This is a genomic window from Terrihalobacillus insolitus (assembly GCF_028416575.1).
Lineage (GTDB): Bacteria > Bacillota > Bacilli > Bacillales > Amphibacillaceae > Terrihalobacillus > Terrihalobacillus insolitus.
This window is the reverse complement of the sequence record NZ_JAMQKB010000014.1, coordinates 1-18,065: the sequence shown is the minus strand read 5'-3', so window position 1 is coordinate 18,065 and position 18,065 is coordinate 1. Positions and strand designations below refer to the sequence as shown.

Below are 18,065 nucleotides of genomic sequence, written 5' to 3'. Positions count from 1 at the left end.
GGAGGGGAAAGGAGAGTGGATGCCAAATTGCAAAAAACTGTAGCGAACAGACGAACGTGGCTCTGGCTAACGGTTATTCTTTTACTATTCATTGTCGTTAGTTATAGTTTAAATGTCCAGGGACCAAAGGAATATCCTAGTTATGTTTCGGAATCCCCTTCCCCTACTGGAGTAAAGGCTATCTATTCTTATTTAAATAATCAACAAAATTTTTCTGTAACAGCATGGTCGAACAACCCTGAGTACTTACAGAAAGATGCAGGGAACCAATTGATGATCATGGTAGAGCCTTCTTTTATACCAGAAAAAAATGAAATGGAAGCTTACATGGATTTTATGCAGGCAGGGAACACGATCCTCTTAATGATGGATAATCCTAAAGGGATGTTCGATGTCAACACCGTTCCAATCGAGCAGCCACTTGATTTTGAACAAAAGATCTATAACGAAAGCAATAATACATACCAAGCTACTATTAGCTCAATCATTCGATTAGAAGTATCGAATGAAGATAAGGTCTTGCTATCTGACAAAGCTGGGGCAGTTGCGTTTCAACGGCAATATGGAAGCGGAAGTTTGATCGTGGCAAACACCCCCAATTGGATGACAAATAACAGTATTTTAGAAAATGATCATATTGAATTGATCCTGTCACTACTTCAAAAAGGTGCACAAAACACGAACGTTATTTTATTTGATGAGTATATTCATGGCCAAGGTAATGGTTCCAAAATCACAACATTATATCCAAAAGGCCTTTTAGTATTTATCCTTCAAGCTATCATCTTTACTATTATGGGCTTGTGGTACCAAGGGAAGAGATTTGGTCCAATTTTCATACCAAGAGAAGAGACCGTACGATATAGTGATGAAGGAATAAAGGCATTGTCGTCTTGGTACCTTAGAGGACACCGACACAAAGAATCGTTACACATCCAAGCGGATTATCTAAAGATAGTACTACAAGAAATGTGGGGGATTCCCTATAGCAAAAACTGGGAGGATGTTGCCGTTCCACTGGAGCGAAAATGGAAGCAACGATCAACAGACGAAATTCGTTCGTTTTTATCTGACTTAACAGCAGTATTACAAAAAGAAAAAGTAAGTAAACAGGAATACTTACTATGGTCAAAAAACATAGACCGTTTAAGGAAAGAGGTGGAAAAAGGGTGAAAACGGAATTAGCATCCTTATTAGAAAAGTATGAACAGCGTATTTTAGGGCAGCGGTTAAACATTAAACTCCTTTTATCCGCTATTTTGGCAGGAGGACACGTGCTTCTAGAGGGTGTCCCAGGCACTGGGAAAACACAAATGGTTCGCACACTTGCTCGTCTTCTAGGCGGAACGTTCAAGCGTGTTCAATTTACCCCAGACTTACTTCCAAGTGATATAACAGGAAGCAAGATCTATAACATGAAGGAGAGTGCATTCACAACATTAAAGGGGCCAATATTTACAAATATTTTACTAGCAGATGAAGTCAACAGAACACCAGCTAAAACACAAGCAGCACTGTTAGAAGCAATGGAAGAGAAACAAGTAACCATTCACGGGGAAACCTATCCGTTGCCTGAGGTGTTTTTTGTGGTAGCAACCCAAAATCCAATTGAGTTTGAAGGAACCTATCCACTCCCAGAGGCACAACAGGATCGTTTCTTGTTTAAGCTCCAAATTGATTTTCCTTCGTTTGAGGAAGAACAACACGTATTAAAACAAGTAATCGAAGGGAGTTATGACGCTACTAATGTAGGTGCGACACTTGATATCGACACATTTTTGCAAATTAAAAAAGAGATTGAACGTGTAACCGTGAGTGAAAGTGTCCTACATTATATGATGCAAATTGTTCGAAAAACGAGGGATTCCGAATCGATTCGCTTTGGGGCAAGTACGAGGGCTGGTATTTCCATTGGTAAGGCAGCGCAGGCTTGGGCATATTTGTCTGATCGTCATTATGTTACGCCAGATGATATAAAAATGGTAGCCAAACCTGCTTTGAGACATCGGATTCAGCTATCACCACATTTGGAATTGGAGGGAGCGACCATTGACCAAATCGTTGAAGAACTTGTGGGGTCGATTCCTATTCCAAGATAGAGGTATATTGCCGACAAGAAGATTACTAGTCGTTTTTCTAATCCTCACTTTTGGACTTCTGTTTGCCACTTTGTGGGAAATCTCCTGGATCGTTGTGTTTGCAACGAACATTTTTGTTTTGCTTCTAAGTTTGTTGGATGTAACGTTATCACCAAGGCAAACAGAACTGATCATTACGCGTTCGCTTCCAGAGGAAATGGAACGAAACATCACCTATACGGTACAGGTTGAAATACAGAACAATTCCAAATATGCGTTCACCTATCGGCTTGTTGATGGAATTCCTCAATCCTTTGATCAACCGTTTCCATTAGGGGGAGTTGCATTAACAGGGACGAAAACGCATATTGCATATGAAACATTTGCACCTGTCAGAGGAAAATACCATATAAACAAACTATACTTTCGTTACACAAGTAGATTAGGGTTATGGGAAAAACAAACAACGGCTTCCTTAGAGGATTCGGTAAAGGTAATCCCCGATCTAACAGAGACGAAGCAATACCTAGAAAACGCACAGCAATTCTTATTATATGAGGGTTTGAAAATTAAGAAACAGCAAAGTGGTGTAGGAGAATTTGCCAAGATAAGAAGCTATGTTGTTGGAGATGATCCTCGCAAAATTAACTGGCTCCAAACGGCGAAGCTTCAAGAAGTCATGACAAATGAATATGAGCCAGAGCACGGGAAATATATAACGATCCTTATCGATTGTGGCAGGTTAATGGGCGCGGAGCTGTCAAATGGGAACCGATTAGAAAAGGCATTAGAAGCAGCTTTAACGGTTATGACAGCTGCCTTACAAAAAGGGGATTATGTAGCCGTTTTAGCCTTTTCCAAAGATATAAAGGCATATGTGCCACCAGCTAAAGGGATGTCTCATTTTCAGACGATCGTGCGAGCCATTTACAATCTAGAAGTGGAGGCAAATGAATCTAATTATGCGGCAGTACTAGACTATCTGCAAACGGTACAAAAAAAGAGAAGTCTTTTGCTGCTTTTTAGTGATGTACGTACTTTTTTATACGAAGAGAGCACGCTGTTATACTTAAAACGATTAAGGCAAAAGCATTTATTTCTGATGATCGGAGTAGAGGACGAAACCCTCCTAGCAACAACAAAACAAGAACCAGATACCGTACAAAAAGCAATGGAAAAAAGTGTTGCACAACAGCAAATGCTTGTTAAAAAGCGGGAAAAGATAAAATGGGAAAAGCAAGGCCTCCAACTAGTGGAAGCCAGTGAGGAAAAACTAGCTACAGTAGCCGTTTCCCATTATATTGATAGGATAAACAGAGGCTTATTGTAATTGTTGGCGCCTTTTTCCCAGCATTTTCCCAGTCGTGATGTATAACAATAAACCAAACACGGTCAACCCTGCCACGATATATTTTGTTCCTAATGAAAGTGGGGCTGGGGTAATAAACCCTTCAATAACACCAGCAATAACGAATAATGGAATGGTTCCAAGCAATAGCTGGACAGATCGCTTTGCTTGTTGTTTTAATTGATAGCCTCTAGAAAAAGGACCTGGCACGAAAAGCTTGTAGCCCATTAACAGGCCAGCACCACCAGCAATAAAAATGGCAGTAAGCTCAACCATGCCATGTGGTACAATGTACGCCCAAAACTCATAGGTTTTGTCATACTGCCAAAATAAAGCAGCAAGCGCACCAATAATAATACCATTGTAAACAAGTAAATATACGGTCAACAAGCCAAAGGTGACACCACCTGCAAATGCTAGAAATGCCACCTGGATATTATTCGTCATAACAGTAGCAGACATAAGTGAAGCATCAACAGCGCCATCCTGTTCACCTACTCGATCTGGGTTAACACTTTTAGCTATTTCCCCAGGAAGTACGGAATAAAGGTGCAACGGATCATTCATTACGGAAATAAAACTTCCTACTACACCTAAGGTAAAAAGAAGTAATGCAACGACAACGAACTTCCACTGTTCGGACAGAAGCCTGACAAATGTCGTCGTAAAAAAATGGCGCATTTGTTTCATGCTAGAGATTTGGTCTTTATACAAGAGGTTGTGTGATTTAGAAACAAGTTCATTCAAATATTTCGTCACATCTTCTTTTGGAAAATAGGTTTGGCTATAAGATAAATGTTGGGCTGTTTTTTGATATAGTCGGTGAAATTGATTTATATCAGAGCCAGTATACTTGTTTTTTCCTTTATGTAGTAACGTCACGAATTGCTCAAGCTGTTTCCATTCCGCGCGATGCTGTTTCACGAATTGCTTTACGTTCATATGGGGCACACCTTCTTATTTTGGTATTTCGTGGTATAATGCGTGTTCAAAAAGTCGGCAAATTAGAAGCAAGCAGGTCGAGGCGGCGTAGTTTTGAGTAGCGCAGCGTATGCTTTTAATACGTGAGCAATGGAAAAACAAGCCAACGAAGAGATGCGCAGCTTATCATTTGGTGACTTTTTGAACATCCTCTATTAGGAGTAACACGTTTCATTAAGGTGAATCTATGCTACTGTTATCATACCATGTTATTTCGTTTTCAGAAATTAGAACAAAAATGGGGTCATTTTATGGATCAAGAACAAGTCAATATTAAAACACCTGAATTTGTTTCCGTTCAGTTTCAGTTAGCAGGATTAGGAAGTAGAGCGTCCGCATTCCTTATTGATCAAATCATTTTAATGGCGGTGAACCTACTCATCTTACTTGCTGCATTTGTCATCGTAGCTGGACAGCCAGACCTTCTTTTTTCTATAGAGATGAATACTGTTCCGATTGCCATTGCAGTTATCGTAGTTTTTATTATAAATTGGGGCTATTTCTTCGTCTTTGAATATTTTTCAGGTGGAAAAACAATTGGAAAAAAAGCATTGGGAATTCGAGTTATACAAGATAATGGCCATAGTATTACGCTATTATCAAGCTTTATTCGCAATCTGTTGCGGATCATCGACTCGTTACCCGTTAACTACCTAGTAGGAATGCTCATGATTTTTTTTCACTCAAGACATAAACGAATAGGCGACCTTGTTGGTGGTACAATCGTTGTCCATGAAGGTAAAAAGAAGACGAAAAAGAAAGGGAACAGTATTGAAAAAGAAATAAAGAATAGAGGATTATCCAAAGATGATCTTATTCTAGAAGATTGGACATTAGGAGCAAAAGAGTGGAATCTAATTAAAACATACTCCAATCGTTATTTACAATTATCCACATGGGAGCGAACGCAGCTCACCAAGCAAGTGGGAGGCCTTTTATTACCAAAAGTAGGGATGGAAGTAGAAGGCAAAACCATTCGGGACATCGAAAACACACTTTTTGTTATCTACCTACACCTTAAAGACGAGTGGGAATTTGAATGGTGATCGGTAGGATTAACGCTTCTATTTTCTTTTCAAAGGTTCGTGTGATACACTTTTTTTCAGCAATGTATACAAAGGACGATGATAAATGGCAAAACAAAAACCACCAGTGAAAAAGAACGAAACCGTTGAACTAACTTTTGAAGATATAACCCATGATGGGGATGGGGTAGGTAAAATAAACGGCTATCCTCTTTTCGTACCTTACGTTCTGCCTGGCGAAACAGGGAAAGTCAAAGTTGTGAAAGTAAACAAGAACTACGGCTTCGGAAAGCTTATGAAGCTGACAAATGAAAGCCCTGACCGTGTAGATCCACCTTGTGATGTGTTCGTTCAATGTGGCGGTTGTCAGCTTCAACATATGAGCTATGATATGCAACTTGAAATGAAGCAAAAACAAGTAAAAAACACGCTACGAAAAATTGGCCACATCGAGGATGTCCCCGTGCATCCCGTTCTCGGAATGACGGACCCCTGGCGCTATCGCAACAAAGTGCAAATCCCAGTAGGCGAACGCGACGGAGAGCTCATTACTGGATTTTATCAAAAACGGAGCCACACGATCATTGATGGTATGGACACATGTGTCGTGCAGGACGAGGTAAACGATCGCATGGTCGAAGCGGTGCGTCGAATTGCAGATCAGCTCGGGATTTCTGCATATCGTGAACAGAATGATAGGGGGGTTCTGCGCCATATTATGGTCCGAACAGGACAGCAAACGAACGAGACGATGATCGTGCTCATTACGAGAACCGAAAAGCTCCCACATCAAGAACAACTTATTCAACAACTGACAGAGACATATCCACAAGTGAAATCGATCATTCAAAACGTGAACAAGCGTAAAACGAACGTTATTTTGGGTGATAAAACAAAGGTCCTCTGGGGTAACGAATACATCTACGACACGATTGGGGACATTAAATTCGCGATTTCAGCTCAGTCATTTTATCAAATTAATCCACCACAAACAAAGGTTCTGTATGACAAGGCGTTAGAATACGCGAATCTTAGTGGTAGTGAAACCGTTGTCGACGCATATTGCGGTATCGGAACCATTTCGCTCTTTTTAGCACAACAAGCAAAAAAAGTATACGGGATTGAAATCGTCCCAGAAGCGATTTCCGATGCCAAAGAAAATGCAAAATTAAACAACATAAACAACGTAGAATTCTACGTCGGGGAAGCAGAAAAAATCTTGCCCTGGTGGACAGGTCAAGGGCTCCGACCAGATGTAATCGTGGTAGACCCCCCACGAAAAGGCTGTGACGAAGAGCTACTCCAAGCAATGATCACCATGCAGCCAAAACGAATTGTATATGTATCCTGTAATCCAGCAACACTAGCAAGGGATTTGCGAATTTTATCCGATGGTGGGTATGAGACGAAGCAGGTGCAGCCAGTTGATATGTTTCCGCAGACGACACATGTGGAGTGCGTAGCTCTGTTAACACTCGATTAATACAGATGCCGAAAAACTTTATTGTATAAAGGTTTAAAAGTATATAACAGAGGGGGACAAACTTGCTATAACAGGGTTTAGTGGATCTGTATGCTATAATAAAATCAAATCACTAGGATGATCGGGAGGTAATGATAATGAAATGGAATCAAGTTTGCAGTCAGTATCCTCCCCAGAAATTTGGTATTATAGAGGTCAACACAAAACCATCAACCAATAAAAATCGATATTTTCTTTCTATGATTTGGTTTTAAATGACTATGAATTTGGAGTTGGAGTTGTCTTATGGCTAGAAGAGGACGAAAAAAGGGATCGAATGGAGAAGAAAGCAGATTATTATTACTTACAATTGCAGCTGAGGAGTTTGCCAAAAAAGGTTACCAGCAGACAAAAGTGAGCGATATAGTAAAACAGGCGAAGGTCACGCAGCCAACTTTTTATATCTATTTCCAAAGTAAAGAGGCTCTTTTTCAAGAACTGGTGGATTCTTTCCGAACGCAGTTAGTAAATCTGGTAAGTAAAAGTCGCTTAGAATCTGGACTAGACGATGCCGATTTATCCAATACGATAAAGAGCAGTCTGTTAAATATCTTCACTTTTTTTGCCGAAAATCCATATTTGACTAAAATCGGTTTCTTTATTGCCCAAGAAGCTGGGGATATTAAGAAGGGAATTGCAGAAGGAATAAAGGAAAATCTGGATGATGAAATAAGCAAAGGCTATTTCAACTCGAATTTTGACACAAAAATCGTTGCCGAAAGTTTAGTTGGAGTCATCGAAAGGCTGACACTAACAAAACTTTTAGATAGATTAATTCAACCTGAAAATCTTGCTAACCAAATTGTACAACTTTTCTTGTATGGGATAGAGAATAAAAAAAGGATTGAGTAGAAGGCCCGACTATAAAAGTCGGGCCTCTTTCAACTTACAAACTCTTTCTTTTTATGGCCTTAAATCTTCATGACCAATCACATTATTTAGAGCTGGATTCATGTCGGCAAATGTTCCATTAGGATTATCAAGGAACCAAACATGCATCCCATATAGATCTGGATGCCATTGGTCCAAGGTTGCCCCAGTGTCAGGATTGGTTTGTGGAACAGTTGTTGGGTCTGCCCACTCCATTTCAGAACCATCGGTGTAATGGGCACTCGCCTTGTGCACGAGGTTAAAGTTCGTGCCATCAATGGGTGATTCGGCATTCGGGTCTGCCGTACCCCATTCGGCACCAACGAGTGTTAATACGCCATTAACTGGTGCATAAAGCAAAATATTTGGTAAATCTGTCCCTACCGCAGCTGTGTTCGTGTAATGATAGCCCATTTGCGGTACAAAGTCAGTCAATTTTGTATAACCCGCTTTCTCTGCTGCTTTTACACTTGTATACTTTCGCAATTCCCTCTTAATCACATCAAGCTGACTAACCTGTGCATTCGTGGTTTGTGAACTTACCTCAAATCCCGGATTAGTTTCTGCAGCTGAGGTGCCAAGCGGTCCAGCAACCATAGACCCGATCAAAGCGGCACTACCTAATCCAATTTTCCAACCTTTTGTTGTCTTCGAATTTAACATCTTCAATTTACTTTTCATCATAATTCCCCCAAATCTTATTTTGTATCTTGACCAATTAAAACGACAATTTAAGACTCTAAACGATTAACCTATTTAAATTTATCTTCACAATCCTCCTTTATACAGTTCATGATTGACTTAATATTCGTCTTAATATTCTGAAATAATATATTACTGTTAAGTAATATATTACAGTAATCAGATATTGTCAATGCATTTAGAAAATAATTTCGAATTTTGTTTTGCTTTCAACGTGTTCTGCTGTTTTAGCAACAAAGTTAGGTTTGCCTTATGTATTTGCTTCTAAGAAACACAAGGGGTCAGGCACCACAAATGGACATATGTCTTTTTGCGGTGCCTGACCCCTTTATATAAGGATGATCCAAATAAATTTAATACTATAGTGAAGCTTGTAGAGAAGGTAGAAAAAAATGAAATAACTTTAGTAATCCCTACTGTCGTAATTGCTGAATGCTGTTGGTTACTAAAGTCTTTTTATAAATTAGATAAACGAAAAATAACCGAATATTTATTAGATGTAATTGAATCTGAGAATGTTGAAGTAGAGGAAGATAATGTAGTCATTGCGCTTGAAAAGTATTCGGATATGAATGTTGATTTTGCTGATGCTTTAATTTCGAGTAAATCTAATAGTAAACTTCCTGTATTAACTTGGGATAAGAAAGATTTTAAAAAGTTAGACTGCGAATACTACATGCCAGATGAATTATTGTAGTTGCATAGTTCAACGATACTGTCCAGAAGTGAGTTATTTTAGTGGAGTAGTCACTTTTGATAAGAAACGCAATCTGGAAACTATTGTTTAAAATGTTAAATTACCTATTTAACACAAATGGCATTAAGGGCAATGATTTGTTATTATCGGGGCCGCACGTTCACGCAAAACTAATATTTATGCTTGTCAGTATCACCATTCTATCAAAATACATGTTGAGACAGCCGCGTTGATAGAGCTAAAATAGCTTGGTATCAATAGGCCTGACAAGTTTTAGTTAAATATTGAAGTGTGCTTTCTGTTCCCTCGGACTAATGGTTCGTCGCCAATGAGCTAACAGCAGCAATAAAAAGGAATGCATCTATCGACTGGCATGTGCGAAAAAGTGCACAAGCGGGAATGAGAAGAATCATTAAACGCTTATTAAAAAAATATGATTACCCACCAAAACAAGTAAAGAATGCTCTTGATGTAGTTATGAGGCAGGTTGAATTGATGTGTGGAAATGTTAAGGTGGAAGATATGCAAGCTAATCGAGCAGCAGAAACCAGTGGAGAATATAATGTATAAATCATTAAGTAATTAGTGGAGGAGTAAAAATGGCAGAGCTAAAATATGAAATCACAGAGCATATCGCTATTCTTTCCGAATCACCAAAAGGTTGGCACAAAGAACTTAACCTTATCAGTTGGAACGGTCGCGATCCGAAGTATGATATTCGTGACTGGGCACCTAATCACGAGAAGATGGGGAAAGGTGTTACATTAACGGAAGAAGAGTTAAATAATTTGAAAAGTGTTTTGTTAAAGAAAGGTTAATGCATTAATTGTGGAACACAAGGGGTCAGGCACTACAAATGGACATATGTCCTTTTGCGGTGCCTGAACCTTTATATAAACTGAAAGGAATTGTTTCTTCAGAAATAATGGCCTATTTCTTTCGTTAAATTTTTAAAATTGAAATATGATAGATAGCATAAATGCTATCATTTAAGAAACAATTAAAGAGGAAGTTAAAAAATTGAGAAGTTCTCGTACCTTTATCATTTTATACAGAGGAAACGTAAGAGATTTTGAGGAAAAACTTTTGCGTAATTCCGATCGAGAAATAAGAAAGGGTCTTCCAGGTAAATGGACTAAACTTGCTGATACATATGCCCGACAACTTACTATTATAAGTATCAACCCGTATCCTGAAACAATTATCATAAAGTGATTTTGATACATTACTTCGATAAGAAATATAACGGTTTAATTAAAAGAGCTGACTTAATTCCAGCTGAAACTACTTACCAAAAATATAGTAAACTTGATCCAAGTCTTTATTGATTCGCAAAAAAGGAGGGGTTATACGTGAGTGATTTTTTTAAAAGATATTCAAAAGTTCGTGGTGAAGATCATGTGAAAAACCTTCAATTTGAAGGGCGTATTGCTGCCCAAATTAAAACGGTACGTCAAAACCGTAGCTTATCACAACAACAACTAGCGGACTTGGCAGGGGTTCCTAAATCTACAATTGGTAGGATTGAAGCAGGGCTAACTAGTCCAAAGGTAGAAACTTTGTTACTGTTATCTAAGGCTCTAGATACACCCTTCATAATTGATGGAACAATGGACAATAATGATCATAGTTTATATTTGAGAACGTGAAGGAAGGGATTTCGCCAAATAAGATCAATATGGAATTATGTCTCCCTCAAAGTAGTCCTTCATAAAATTACTCAACCATGACAAACACTTAACTTTGGTAACGCGCTTGATCACATTTAAAATCCAAACACACTTCTATATGTTATTTAACGCACTTCTCCTGTTTTGGGTTGACTTAAGTAATCTAGGCAAAGTGGCGTATTAAAGCACAAAAGTCATTGGATAATTTAGTATAATCATGATAATATAATGCTAATAAACAAATGAAGAGGTGTTTTCATGCCGCACATAAGGCCAGTTTCGGATTTACGGAACAACTTTTCTGATATTTCAAGAACTGTTCATGAAACAGCAGAACCAGTATTTTTAACCAAGAATGGATATGGTGATATGGTTGTTATGAGTATTGATGCTTATGAACGCAAATTGTTTGAAGGTGAAATTTATTTCAAATTAAAAGAAGCTGAACTGGAGGCTAAGTCTACTAACAAGCGGCATTCACATGAAGAAGTGTTTTCTGACTTAAAGGCAAGAATCGCCAATAAGGTTGAAGATGATGTATAATTTGAAATACTTGCCTTTGGCATTTAAGGATTTAAAGAACATTACAGATTATATAACTGATACCCTTAAAGCTCCAAAGGCCGCAATGGATTTATTGAATGCTTTGGATGATTCCATATCTATGCTTCAACAATTCCCTTATTCTTATAAGGTTTATCAGCCAATCAAGGAATTGGAGAATGAATATAGGCTCTTACTAGTTAAGAATTATGCTGTTTTCTATGTTGTTAAAGAACAGGTTGTTGAAATTCACAGGGTTGTATATGGCAAGATGGATTTGACTAAAGTTATAAAGTGATATATGAAGTACCACTAAATCAATTATTTGCAGAACACAAGGGGTCAGGTACCACAAATGGACATATGTCTTTTTGCACTGCCCCCTTTATAAAAAGGCGTTACAGTTTAACAAACGAATGCACCAATCAAGCCCCATACTGCAAAGCGTGTGGAAGAGTTCGTGCTAATGAGTGTTTTTCTGGCAAGGGTCATAAACAACATATATGCAAAGAAGACTGTAAAAGAAAAGGGGAAAAAGTTGTGAATATAGATCCTGTCTCAATTTCAACGTATGATCGAGAGTTCAATCGTCTACACAAAGCTATTAAACAATGTATGCTAGTGTACACGACGAATGCCAACTTTTCTTATTCGAATACCAAAATGAACGTTACATTGCAAGAAATGATTTTCAGTCTGAATTTTTTGTCTATCAATCAATAAAAGATCAAAATTTTTCTGGTTGAATCATTAACAATAGCAGGAGCATTAGAATGTTAATTTGGTTGAACAAGCCCATTATTCTTATTACAATTAAGAAAACTTATAAGGGAGAACATATGATGACCAAACATCGGATCTATACAATGAGTTTCGCGAGCGTTTACCCCCATTATGTTACGAAGGCGGAAAAAAAGGGACGTACGAAAGCAGAAGTAGATGAAATTATCCGTTGGTTGACCGGGTATAGCCAGCAAGAGTTAGAAGCGCAACTGGAAAAACAGACAGACTTTGAGACTTTTTTCGCGGAATCTCCACAACTAAATCCTTCTCGGGCTTTGATCAAAGGTGTAATCTGTGGTGTCCGAGTGGAGGACATCGAAGAACCAGCCATGCAGGAAATTCGCTATTTGGATAAGCTGATTGATGAGTTAGCAAAAGGAAAAGCAATGAAGAAAATTTTGCGGACATAATGGTTACAGTTGCACTCCTGAATTATTGAAGTGGGGGGATATTTTGGAAGAAGCTACAAAAAAGCAAAAATTCAAAAATATATAGAAGGAAAAAGTGCTTTTCAGGTAGCAGATGAATTAAGAGATCAACTTTTTGCTTAGCAATAACCATTTCTGTGTCATCGGCGATTATTCTACCCCGAATTAACGTACCAGTAATACCCTCACTTTATGATTTAAAGGCGTACAGAAAAGATAAGTGAGGGATAAACTGTCCGTAAATCCTCAACTTTCGTTCAACTAACATTCAGTTGGGGAAATAGAAGAGGAAGTTGCTGTTTTTCCTTTTTTGGAAAAGACGGCACTTATAAAAACAAGGAAGAAGTAACTGATCACTATATTAGCTACTTCTCCTTAGTTTACCGTACTGTTAGGTTTTTTTTCATGAAGTGCACGAATTCGATCTGCCCAATATGCTTCATCATAATGGTGAACATACATTGGATCATCTGCAAGCCTCTTTAAGAAATTTGACTGTACTAAAATTGTAGATGTATCTTTTCCAAAATGTTTTTCTAATTCAAATTGGACATCTAAAATAAACTCCATGTCCATTTCATCAAAGTTATATTTTTTTAATGTCAATGCGTTTCACCTCCATTTGTGTAATACATCTTACTGCATTAATTGTGTTTAGTGATAATTGGTTGCTTATTTCTGTATAAGGCATGATGCCTTGATGAAATTGTCCGAAACTGATTCTCTGACTTTCTAGTCGCTTAAGAAGTGGTACAATTTTCCCGTCAGCCAATGGGCCACAAACATAATCATCAGTATGATATAGTCCACCATGCTTACCAACTCTTCTACAATTATAAACAAATTGGGCCCATTGGGTTGAGGGATTGTCGAACACTTGGCCATTTAATTTTCTTAGTTTTTCAATATCTAATTTCAGCACAATGATCGTTGGAAACAACTTTTGGCTTATTTCTTTATAATCACTAAATTTTTTTAATGCCCACTCTTTTGCTTGGCTCATGTTATTTGTCCATAAAATCCTTGCCTAAAGTCTGTAAATGTCCTACCAGCTGTTATATCTATTTTGTCTGCGATTTTATCAGCATAATCATTAATTGTGCCATGATAACTAACATTAAATTTTTCTAACAAGCGCTTGCTCCTTCATTATTCCTTTTTTACATTATAGCATATTTTAATTTTATAAATTACTAGTGAGCTTTTTTGCATTGAACAATTTTATCGTTGTGTGTGAAAGGTTTAAGTTAGTACATAAGAAATAAATTGTATTTTAACACAAGGGGTCAGGCACCACAAATGGACATATGTCTTTTTGCGGTGCCTGACCCCTTTATAAGATATTTTCCCTGGATATCATATGAATAAGGAACATTGGATCACACTTGTTTTAGATTGTACCGATACAAAAGAAGGGATTTATGACTTAATTGAAATGAGCTATAATTTAACCAAGAAATAGTGAAGAGTGCTTCTGCTAATTGTTGAAAAACTATTAAGTATATACTCGTGTGTTGTTCCGTTAACGGGGCAGGGATGTTGAATTAGAAAGTTATATTTTATTCATTAAATATAAGAGGAGATAATAAAAATGACGGTTAGATTAGAAAAGATGAATTCGGTTGAATTTCAACAATATCTAAGTTATGCAATTAAAAACTTTGCCGACGAACAAATTAAGTCGGGTATTTGGGAGCAGCAAGGGTCAATTAGCAGGGCTAAAAATGAATATATAAAGTTGTTACCTGAAGGGGAGAAAACTGAAAACAACAATTTATTTACAATACGTGACGGAGACCAAGAGGTTGGTATGATTTGGCTCGCACAAAGAACAAACGAAAAAGGTTTTATTTATGACATCAACATTTGGGAAGGTAACCAAGGTAAGGGGTATGGTAAACAAGCAATGAAAGAACTTGAAATCGCTGCTAAAAAAATAGGGCTGAAAAGTATAGGGCTTCACGTCTTTGGTCACAACAAAGTAGCACGAGATTTATATGAAAAATTAGGATATATAGAAACAAATATTAGAATGGAAAAAACATTATAAGAGGATGTTCAAAAAGTCACCAAATGATAAGCTTCGCATCTCAGGCCCACACGATGTGGGTCATGCAGGCGTTGCCACAGGACGTGGCGGTCTTAGCCTGTATTCCTTTAATGGCTTGTTTTTCCGTTACTCACGTATTAAAAGCATACCCTTAGAAAAAGAAGAACACTTTTTCTTCGTGCGAGGTAATGCTTTCGAAGTAACAAGCTTTCGCTCCGTTACTCAAAACAGCGCCGTCTCGACCTGCTTGCTTCTAATGCTGACTTTTTGAACACGCATTATATGTCGTAAATATATTTCAACTAACTGGCCGTTAATGTAAAAAGGATTTCTAACAAATTTTAGAGAATTTTATGAAAGAAATTTCAGCAAATAACTGTAAAAGGAGTAACTATATTGGAGAAACTTGAAAAATTAATTGATTGGGTAGAGGATATAAAAGAAAAAAACAGGAGTAGTGCTTCTTCATTATATATACTTAAAGATAACAAAGTAATATTAGAACATTATAGTGGTTATCATTCTAACTCTACTCAAGCAACTCCAATCAATTCATCGTCTCAATTTAACGTAGCATCTGCAAGAAAAAGTTATCTTGCTTTAGCAGTGGCTTATGCTCTTTATGAAGGAAAAATTAAAAGCCTTGATGACTATGCAATTGAATATTTTGAAGAAATAGATGAACAACTACTGGGAAAAACCACATTACGGCATTTAGTAACTCATTCACACGGTTTACACGAAAAAGAAGATGGTACTATTTTTAGAGAGTTTGAAGCAGGGCATGGTTGGGCTTATAGAGGAATAAATGTGTTAATGATGACTTGGTTGGTAAATAGCCTTTTTAATAAGAGTTTTCCAGAACTGTTAAATGAGAGAGTATTTTTACATTTAGGCATAAGGAATACTGGCTGGGAAACTACGGAGAATGAATCGTTAGTAAAAGAAATTATTAATCCAGATGAAGAGGGTTCATATAAGTTGGGTAGTTGCAATAATGGTAATGAATCAAACCTTTATACGACTGCATCTGAGTTTGCGCAATGGGGAAATCTACATTTAAACAAAGGCTTTGTGAATGGTAAACAAATCATTCCAAAAGAAGTGATTGAAATTGCAACTCAAATTCAAAGCCCTCCCTTCAAAGATAATAATCTTCCACAAAATGGACTGTTTTGGTATGTACAAGGCACTACTGCCGCTTACAGTGAGATTGGGGAAAGAGTTCCTAAAGGTTCTTATCAAATTCTAGGAATAACTGGACCAACTCTTCTAGTGATTCCTGAATACAATGTTGTTGTAGCAAAAATGTATAACAAGCGATATAACTACGGTGGTGACAACTATCTTTACTACCTAAGGGAATTTAGTAATTTAGTGGCTGATACTTTTCGAGAGTAAAGATTGTGAAGAAATGTACGTAAAGTGAGGGGGCTTAAGAGAAAGTGAATTGCATACATAGACTTTTTTGGAAGACAAAGGGTTATATAACGATACGATATTCATTTAGTGGTAGGGAGGAAGATGGGGATGTATAGAATCGCAATAGTCTCAGATATTCATGGAAATATATACGCATTAAACGCTGTTTTAAAAGATATTAAAGAAAAATCAGTGGATTTTATATACTGTCTTGGTGATATGATTGGAATAGGACCCTTTTCCAATGAAGTTTTGAATACTTTATTTGAACTAAATAATATTGAAGTGATAACTGGAAACCATGATGAATCGGTCTTAGCAATTTTAAATAATGAGCCTTATCCAGAAAGCAGAGTTAATGTTATTCCACATCATGAATGGATCGCAGAAAGATTAAATAGTGAACATATTTCTAAGTTGGAAAATCTTCCTCGTATAATAAATACTACCATCTATGAACAAAGCCTACATCTAATTCATTATCCAATGAAACAATCTTTGTACGATGAACATATAAGTAAAGATCCCTTTGATTTAACTGGTATGCCTACAACACAGAATTTTTCTGTTATAGACGGATTAAATGATTTCTCATTGATTTGCTTTGGGCACGATCATAGTAAACATCAATTCGTTTGTAATAATAAAACATTTTACAACTCTGGTTCCCTTGGTTGTTTTAATGAGCCTTTTGCTAGGTATGGGGTTATAGATATAGACAAGAATGGATTTAATATTATGCAACAGTATGTTCCCTATGAATTTTATACTTATGTCAACAAGTTAAGAAAAACAAATATGCCACGAAAAGAAATAATACTAGCTATTTATGAATGAAATCTTTGTTGAAAACGGTGATTGCTGGACATTTGATCGGAGAAGCCATTATAAAGATTTGTAACCCTAGAAGAGTTAATTATTCTATTTATGGGAATACAGATGCTTATTTACATGCCCATGTGTTTCCTTGCTATAATTGGGAACCCCTAAAGAACGAATTCCTTATCCTGTTTGGCAATACTCTGGTGAAAAATGGCGAAATGCTGAATATCAATATTCTGATGAAATACATGGGGAATTAAAAGAAAGGTTAAGCAATAAAATCCAGGAATTAATGAAAGCGGCATATTAATGTTTTATTCTCGGGTCTTATCTTGAATAAGTATTGGCGAGATTGCTTTATAGGCAGTCGCTTCTTATGTCTAAAAAAAACAGCATATTTAAAAAAAGAAATGATTGGTGGCATTTTAATGAAGGTTAACCAAAAAGAATTTGATATCAATAATTTACGTTATAGCGTACGATCTGCAACAGAAGAAGGTTCAAAAAGCCTATCTGAAGTAAGGGTCCAAATAGATGGAGAAACAGAGAATTTGGACAGAGAAAAAGGCGAGGCGTACATAGATGAACCAGGGTTTAGACAGATAATTATAGATGATACGGAAAGTATTAATAACTTATTTTTGGTTGCTGAAATTAATGAAAGCATTGTTGGATTTTCAAGGTGTGAAGGGAACAAATTGAAAAGAACGTCTCATAAAGTAGAATTTGGGGTCTGTGTATTAAAAGAATATTGGGGATATGGTATAGGGAAAAACTTTCAGCAAGGGTTAAAGTACTTTTTATTCTGCTAAAGAAGCAGCCTATTTTAAATAAGGCTTCTGACATTTAGAACATGTAACAAATATAAAAGAGCTGAAAAAGAGGTATAGTTTATGAATAGTAAATATATTAAACACATTAAACAAGTTTACCCTGAACTTTCCATTGAGGATTTTCAACCTAATGATGTTGGGCAAAATAACGATGTTTTGATTATAATTGAACTACCCACCACTTACAAAAGAAAGTTCGCTTTTGTTGAAGTGGGGGATTCTAGTTAAATAGACATACACGGTTTATGTTGTGTATGACCGTATCCCGTTCAACTAGGATACGGTTTTTCC

The 18,065-nt window shown here is 37.0% G+C and carries 22 protein-coding genes and 3 pseudogenes; 20 read left to right on the top strand and 5 right to left on the bottom strand.

What is annotated here, in order from left to right:
* The first annotated feature begins 15 nt into the window (after window positions 1–15).
* The 3 genes from NC797_RS12840 to NC797_RS12830 are packed head-to-tail and all read left to right on the top strand — an operon-like array spanning window position 16 to window position 3,408.
* Window positions 16–1,173: a DUF4350 domain-containing protein gene (locus tag NC797_RS12840; RefSeq protein ID WP_272437192.1), complete on the top strand. Its 1,158-nt coding sequence runs from the start codon at window positions 16–18 to the stop codon at window positions 1,171–1,173.
* Window positions 1,170–2,099 (top strand): AAA family ATPase, encoded by a 930-nt coding sequence (locus tag NC797_RS12835; protein ID WP_272437191.1) that lies wholly within the window; start codon window positions 1,170–1,172, stop codon window positions 2,097–2,099. The genes NC797_RS12840 and NC797_RS12835 overlap by 4 nt, the downstream gene beginning before the upstream one ends.
* Window positions 2,050–3,408, top strand: coding sequence for a DUF58 domain-containing protein (locus tag NC797_RS12830; RefSeq protein ID WP_272437190.1), 1,359 nt, complete (start codon window positions 2,050–2,052; stop codon window positions 3,406–3,408). Before NC797_RS12835 ends, NC797_RS12830 begins: the two co-directional genes overlap by 50 nt.
* Here the strand turns inward: NC797_RS12830 and NC797_RS12825 are convergent.
* Entirely contained in the window at window positions 3,400–4,368 is a 969-nt protein-coding gene (locus NC797_RS12825) for a stage II sporulation protein M (RefSeq protein ID WP_272437189.1), read from the bottom strand. The two genes, NC797_RS12830 and NC797_RS12825, sit on opposite strands and share 9 nt — an antisense overlap.
* A gap of 290 nt (window positions 4,369–4,658) precedes the next feature.
* On the opposite strand from NC797_RS12825, the gene NC797_RS12820 reads away from it, so the two are divergent.
* The 3 genes from NC797_RS12820 to NC797_RS12810 all read left to right on the top strand — a co-directional run bounded on the left by NC797_RS12820 (window position 4,659) and on the right by NC797_RS12810 (window position 7,806).
* A complete protein-coding gene (locus NC797_RS12820) occupies window positions 4,659–5,453 on the top strand; it encodes an RDD family protein (RefSeq protein WP_272437188.1) in 795 nt (264 codons plus the stop codon).
* Between the two features lie 85 nt (window positions 5,454–5,538).
* Window positions 5,539–6,915 (top strand): 23S rRNA (uracil(1939)-C(5))-methyltransferase RlmD, encoded by a 1,377-nt coding sequence (gene rlmD, locus NC797_RS12815; protein WP_272437187.1) that lies wholly within the window; start codon window positions 5,539–5,541, stop codon window positions 6,913–6,915.
* Between the two features lie 285 nt (window positions 6,916–7,200).
* Entirely contained in the window at window positions 7,201–7,806 is a 606-nt protein-coding gene (locus tag NC797_RS12810; protein ID WP_272437186.1) for a TetR/AcrR family transcriptional regulator, read from the top strand.
* A gap of 51 nt (window positions 7,807–7,857) precedes the next feature.
* On the opposite strand, the gene NC797_RS12805 is transcribed toward NC797_RS12810, so the two are convergent.
* Window positions 7,858–8,505, bottom strand: coding sequence for a hypothetical protein (locus NC797_RS12805; RefSeq protein WP_272437185.1), 648 nt, complete (start codon window positions 8,503–8,505; stop codon window positions 7,858–7,860).
* Window positions 8,506–8,836: 331 nt separating this feature from the next.
* On the opposite strand from NC797_RS12805, the gene NC797_RS12800 reads away from it, so the two are divergent.
* From NC797_RS12800 to NC797_RS12770, 7 genes and pseudogenes are all read left to right on the top strand, one after another.
* Window positions 8,837–9,223 (top strand): PIN domain-containing protein, encoded by a 387-nt coding sequence (locus NC797_RS12800; protein WP_272437183.1) that lies wholly within the window; start codon window positions 8,837–8,839, stop codon window positions 9,221–9,223.
* 333 nt (window positions 9,224–9,556) lie between these two features.
* A pseudogene (locus tag NC797_RS12795) lies at window positions 9,557–9,793 on the top strand (type I restriction enzyme endonuclease domain-containing protein); the annotation flags it as partial.
* A gap of 29 nt (window positions 9,794–9,822) precedes the next feature.
* Window positions 9,823–10,041 carry a YdbC family protein gene (locus NC797_RS12790; RefSeq protein ID WP_272437182.1) on the top strand — a complete coding sequence of 73 codons (219 nt, stop codon included), beginning with the start codon at window positions 9,823–9,825 and terminating at the stop codon, window positions 10,039–10,041.
* Between the two features lie 534 nt (window positions 10,042–10,575).
* Entirely contained in the window at window positions 10,576–10,872 is a 297-nt protein-coding gene (locus NC797_RS12785; protein ID WP_272437181.1) for a helix-turn-helix domain-containing protein, read from the top strand.
* Window positions 10,873–11,151: 279 nt separating this feature from the next.
* On the top strand, window positions 11,152–11,436 hold the full coding sequence (locus NC797_RS12780; protein WP_272437180.1) for a type II toxin-antitoxin system Phd/YefM family antitoxin: 285 nt from the start codon (window positions 11,152–11,154) through the stop codon (window positions 11,434–11,436).
* On the top strand, window positions 11,429–11,734 hold the full coding sequence (locus NC797_RS12775; protein ID WP_272437179.1) for a type II toxin-antitoxin system RelE/ParE family toxin: 306 nt from the start codon (window positions 11,429–11,431) through the stop codon (window positions 11,732–11,734). Before NC797_RS12780 ends, NC797_RS12775 begins: the two co-directional genes overlap by 8 nt.
* 544 nt (window positions 11,735–12,278) lie before the next feature.
* Window positions 12,279–12,629, top strand: a complete 351-nt coding sequence (locus NC797_RS12770; protein ID WP_272437232.1) for a DUF2200 domain-containing protein — start codon at window positions 12,279–12,281, stop codon at window positions 12,627–12,629.
* 393 nt (window positions 12,630–13,022) lie between these two features.
* Here NC797_RS12770 and NC797_RS12765 read toward each other — a convergent pair whose 3' ends face one another.
* Genes NC797_RS12765 through NC797_RS12755 form a run of 3 tightly spaced genes read right to left on the bottom strand, consistent with a single transcriptional unit; the run spans window position 13,023 to window position 13,781 of the window.
* The gene (locus tag NC797_RS12765; RefSeq protein WP_272437178.1) at window positions 13,023–13,253 is read right to left on the bottom strand and encodes a hypothetical protein; all 231 of its coding nucleotides are present in this window, start codon (window positions 13,251–13,253) and stop codon (window positions 13,023–13,025) included.
* Complete coding sequence (locus NC797_RS12760; protein WP_272437177.1) at window positions 13,234–13,650, bottom strand: DUF3990 domain-containing protein; 417 nt, start codon at window positions 13,648–13,650, stop codon at window positions 13,234–13,236. Before NC797_RS12760 ends, NC797_RS12765 begins: the two co-directional genes overlap by 20 nt.
* Window positions 13,647–13,781 (bottom strand): hypothetical protein, encoded by a 135-nt coding sequence (locus NC797_RS12755; protein WP_272437176.1) that lies wholly within the window; start codon window positions 13,779–13,781, stop codon window positions 13,647–13,649. The genes NC797_RS12760 and NC797_RS12755 overlap by 4 nt, the downstream gene beginning before the upstream one ends.
* A 205-nt stretch (window positions 13,782–13,986) precedes the next feature.
* Between NC797_RS12755 and NC797_RS12750 the strand changes: the two are divergent.
* The 7 genes and pseudogenes from NC797_RS12750 to NC797_RS12720 all read left to right on the top strand — a co-directional run.
* Window positions 13,987–14,109, top strand: a pseudogene (locus tag NC797_RS12750) (MmcQ/YjbR family DNA-binding protein); the annotation flags it as partial.
* A 129-nt stretch (window positions 14,110–14,238) separates the two neighbouring features.
* Window positions 14,239–14,697 carry a GNAT family N-acetyltransferase gene (locus NC797_RS12745; RefSeq protein WP_272437175.1) on the top strand — a complete coding sequence of 153 codons (459 nt, stop codon included), beginning with the start codon at window positions 14,239–14,241 and terminating at the stop codon, window positions 14,695–14,697.
* Window positions 14,698–15,093: 396 nt separating this feature from the next.
* Window positions 15,094–16,098 carry a serine hydrolase domain-containing protein gene (locus tag NC797_RS12740; protein WP_272437174.1) on the top strand — a complete coding sequence of 335 codons (1,005 nt, stop codon included), beginning with the start codon at window positions 15,094–15,096 and terminating at the stop codon, window positions 16,096–16,098.
* Between the two features lie 129 nt (window positions 16,099–16,227).
* Window positions 16,228–16,956, top strand: a complete 729-nt coding sequence (locus tag NC797_RS12735) for a metallophosphoesterase family protein (protein ID WP_272437173.1) — start codon at window positions 16,228–16,230, stop codon at window positions 16,954–16,956.
* A gap of 139 nt (window positions 16,957–17,095) precedes the next feature.
* Window positions 17,096–17,251, top strand: coding sequence for a hypothetical protein (locus NC797_RS12730; protein WP_272437172.1), 156 nt, complete (start codon window positions 17,096–17,098; stop codon window positions 17,249–17,251).
* A 118-nt stretch (window positions 17,252–17,369) separates the two neighbouring features.
* Window positions 17,370–17,717, top strand: a pseudogene (locus tag NC797_RS12725) (GNAT family N-acetyltransferase); the annotation flags it as partial.
* Between the two features lie 117 nt (window positions 17,718–17,834).
* A complete protein-coding gene (locus NC797_RS12720) occupies window positions 17,835–18,002 on the top strand; it encodes a hypothetical protein (protein ID WP_272437171.1) in 168 nt (55 codons plus the stop codon).
* The last annotated feature ends 63 nt before the right edge of the window (window positions 18,003–18,065 follow it).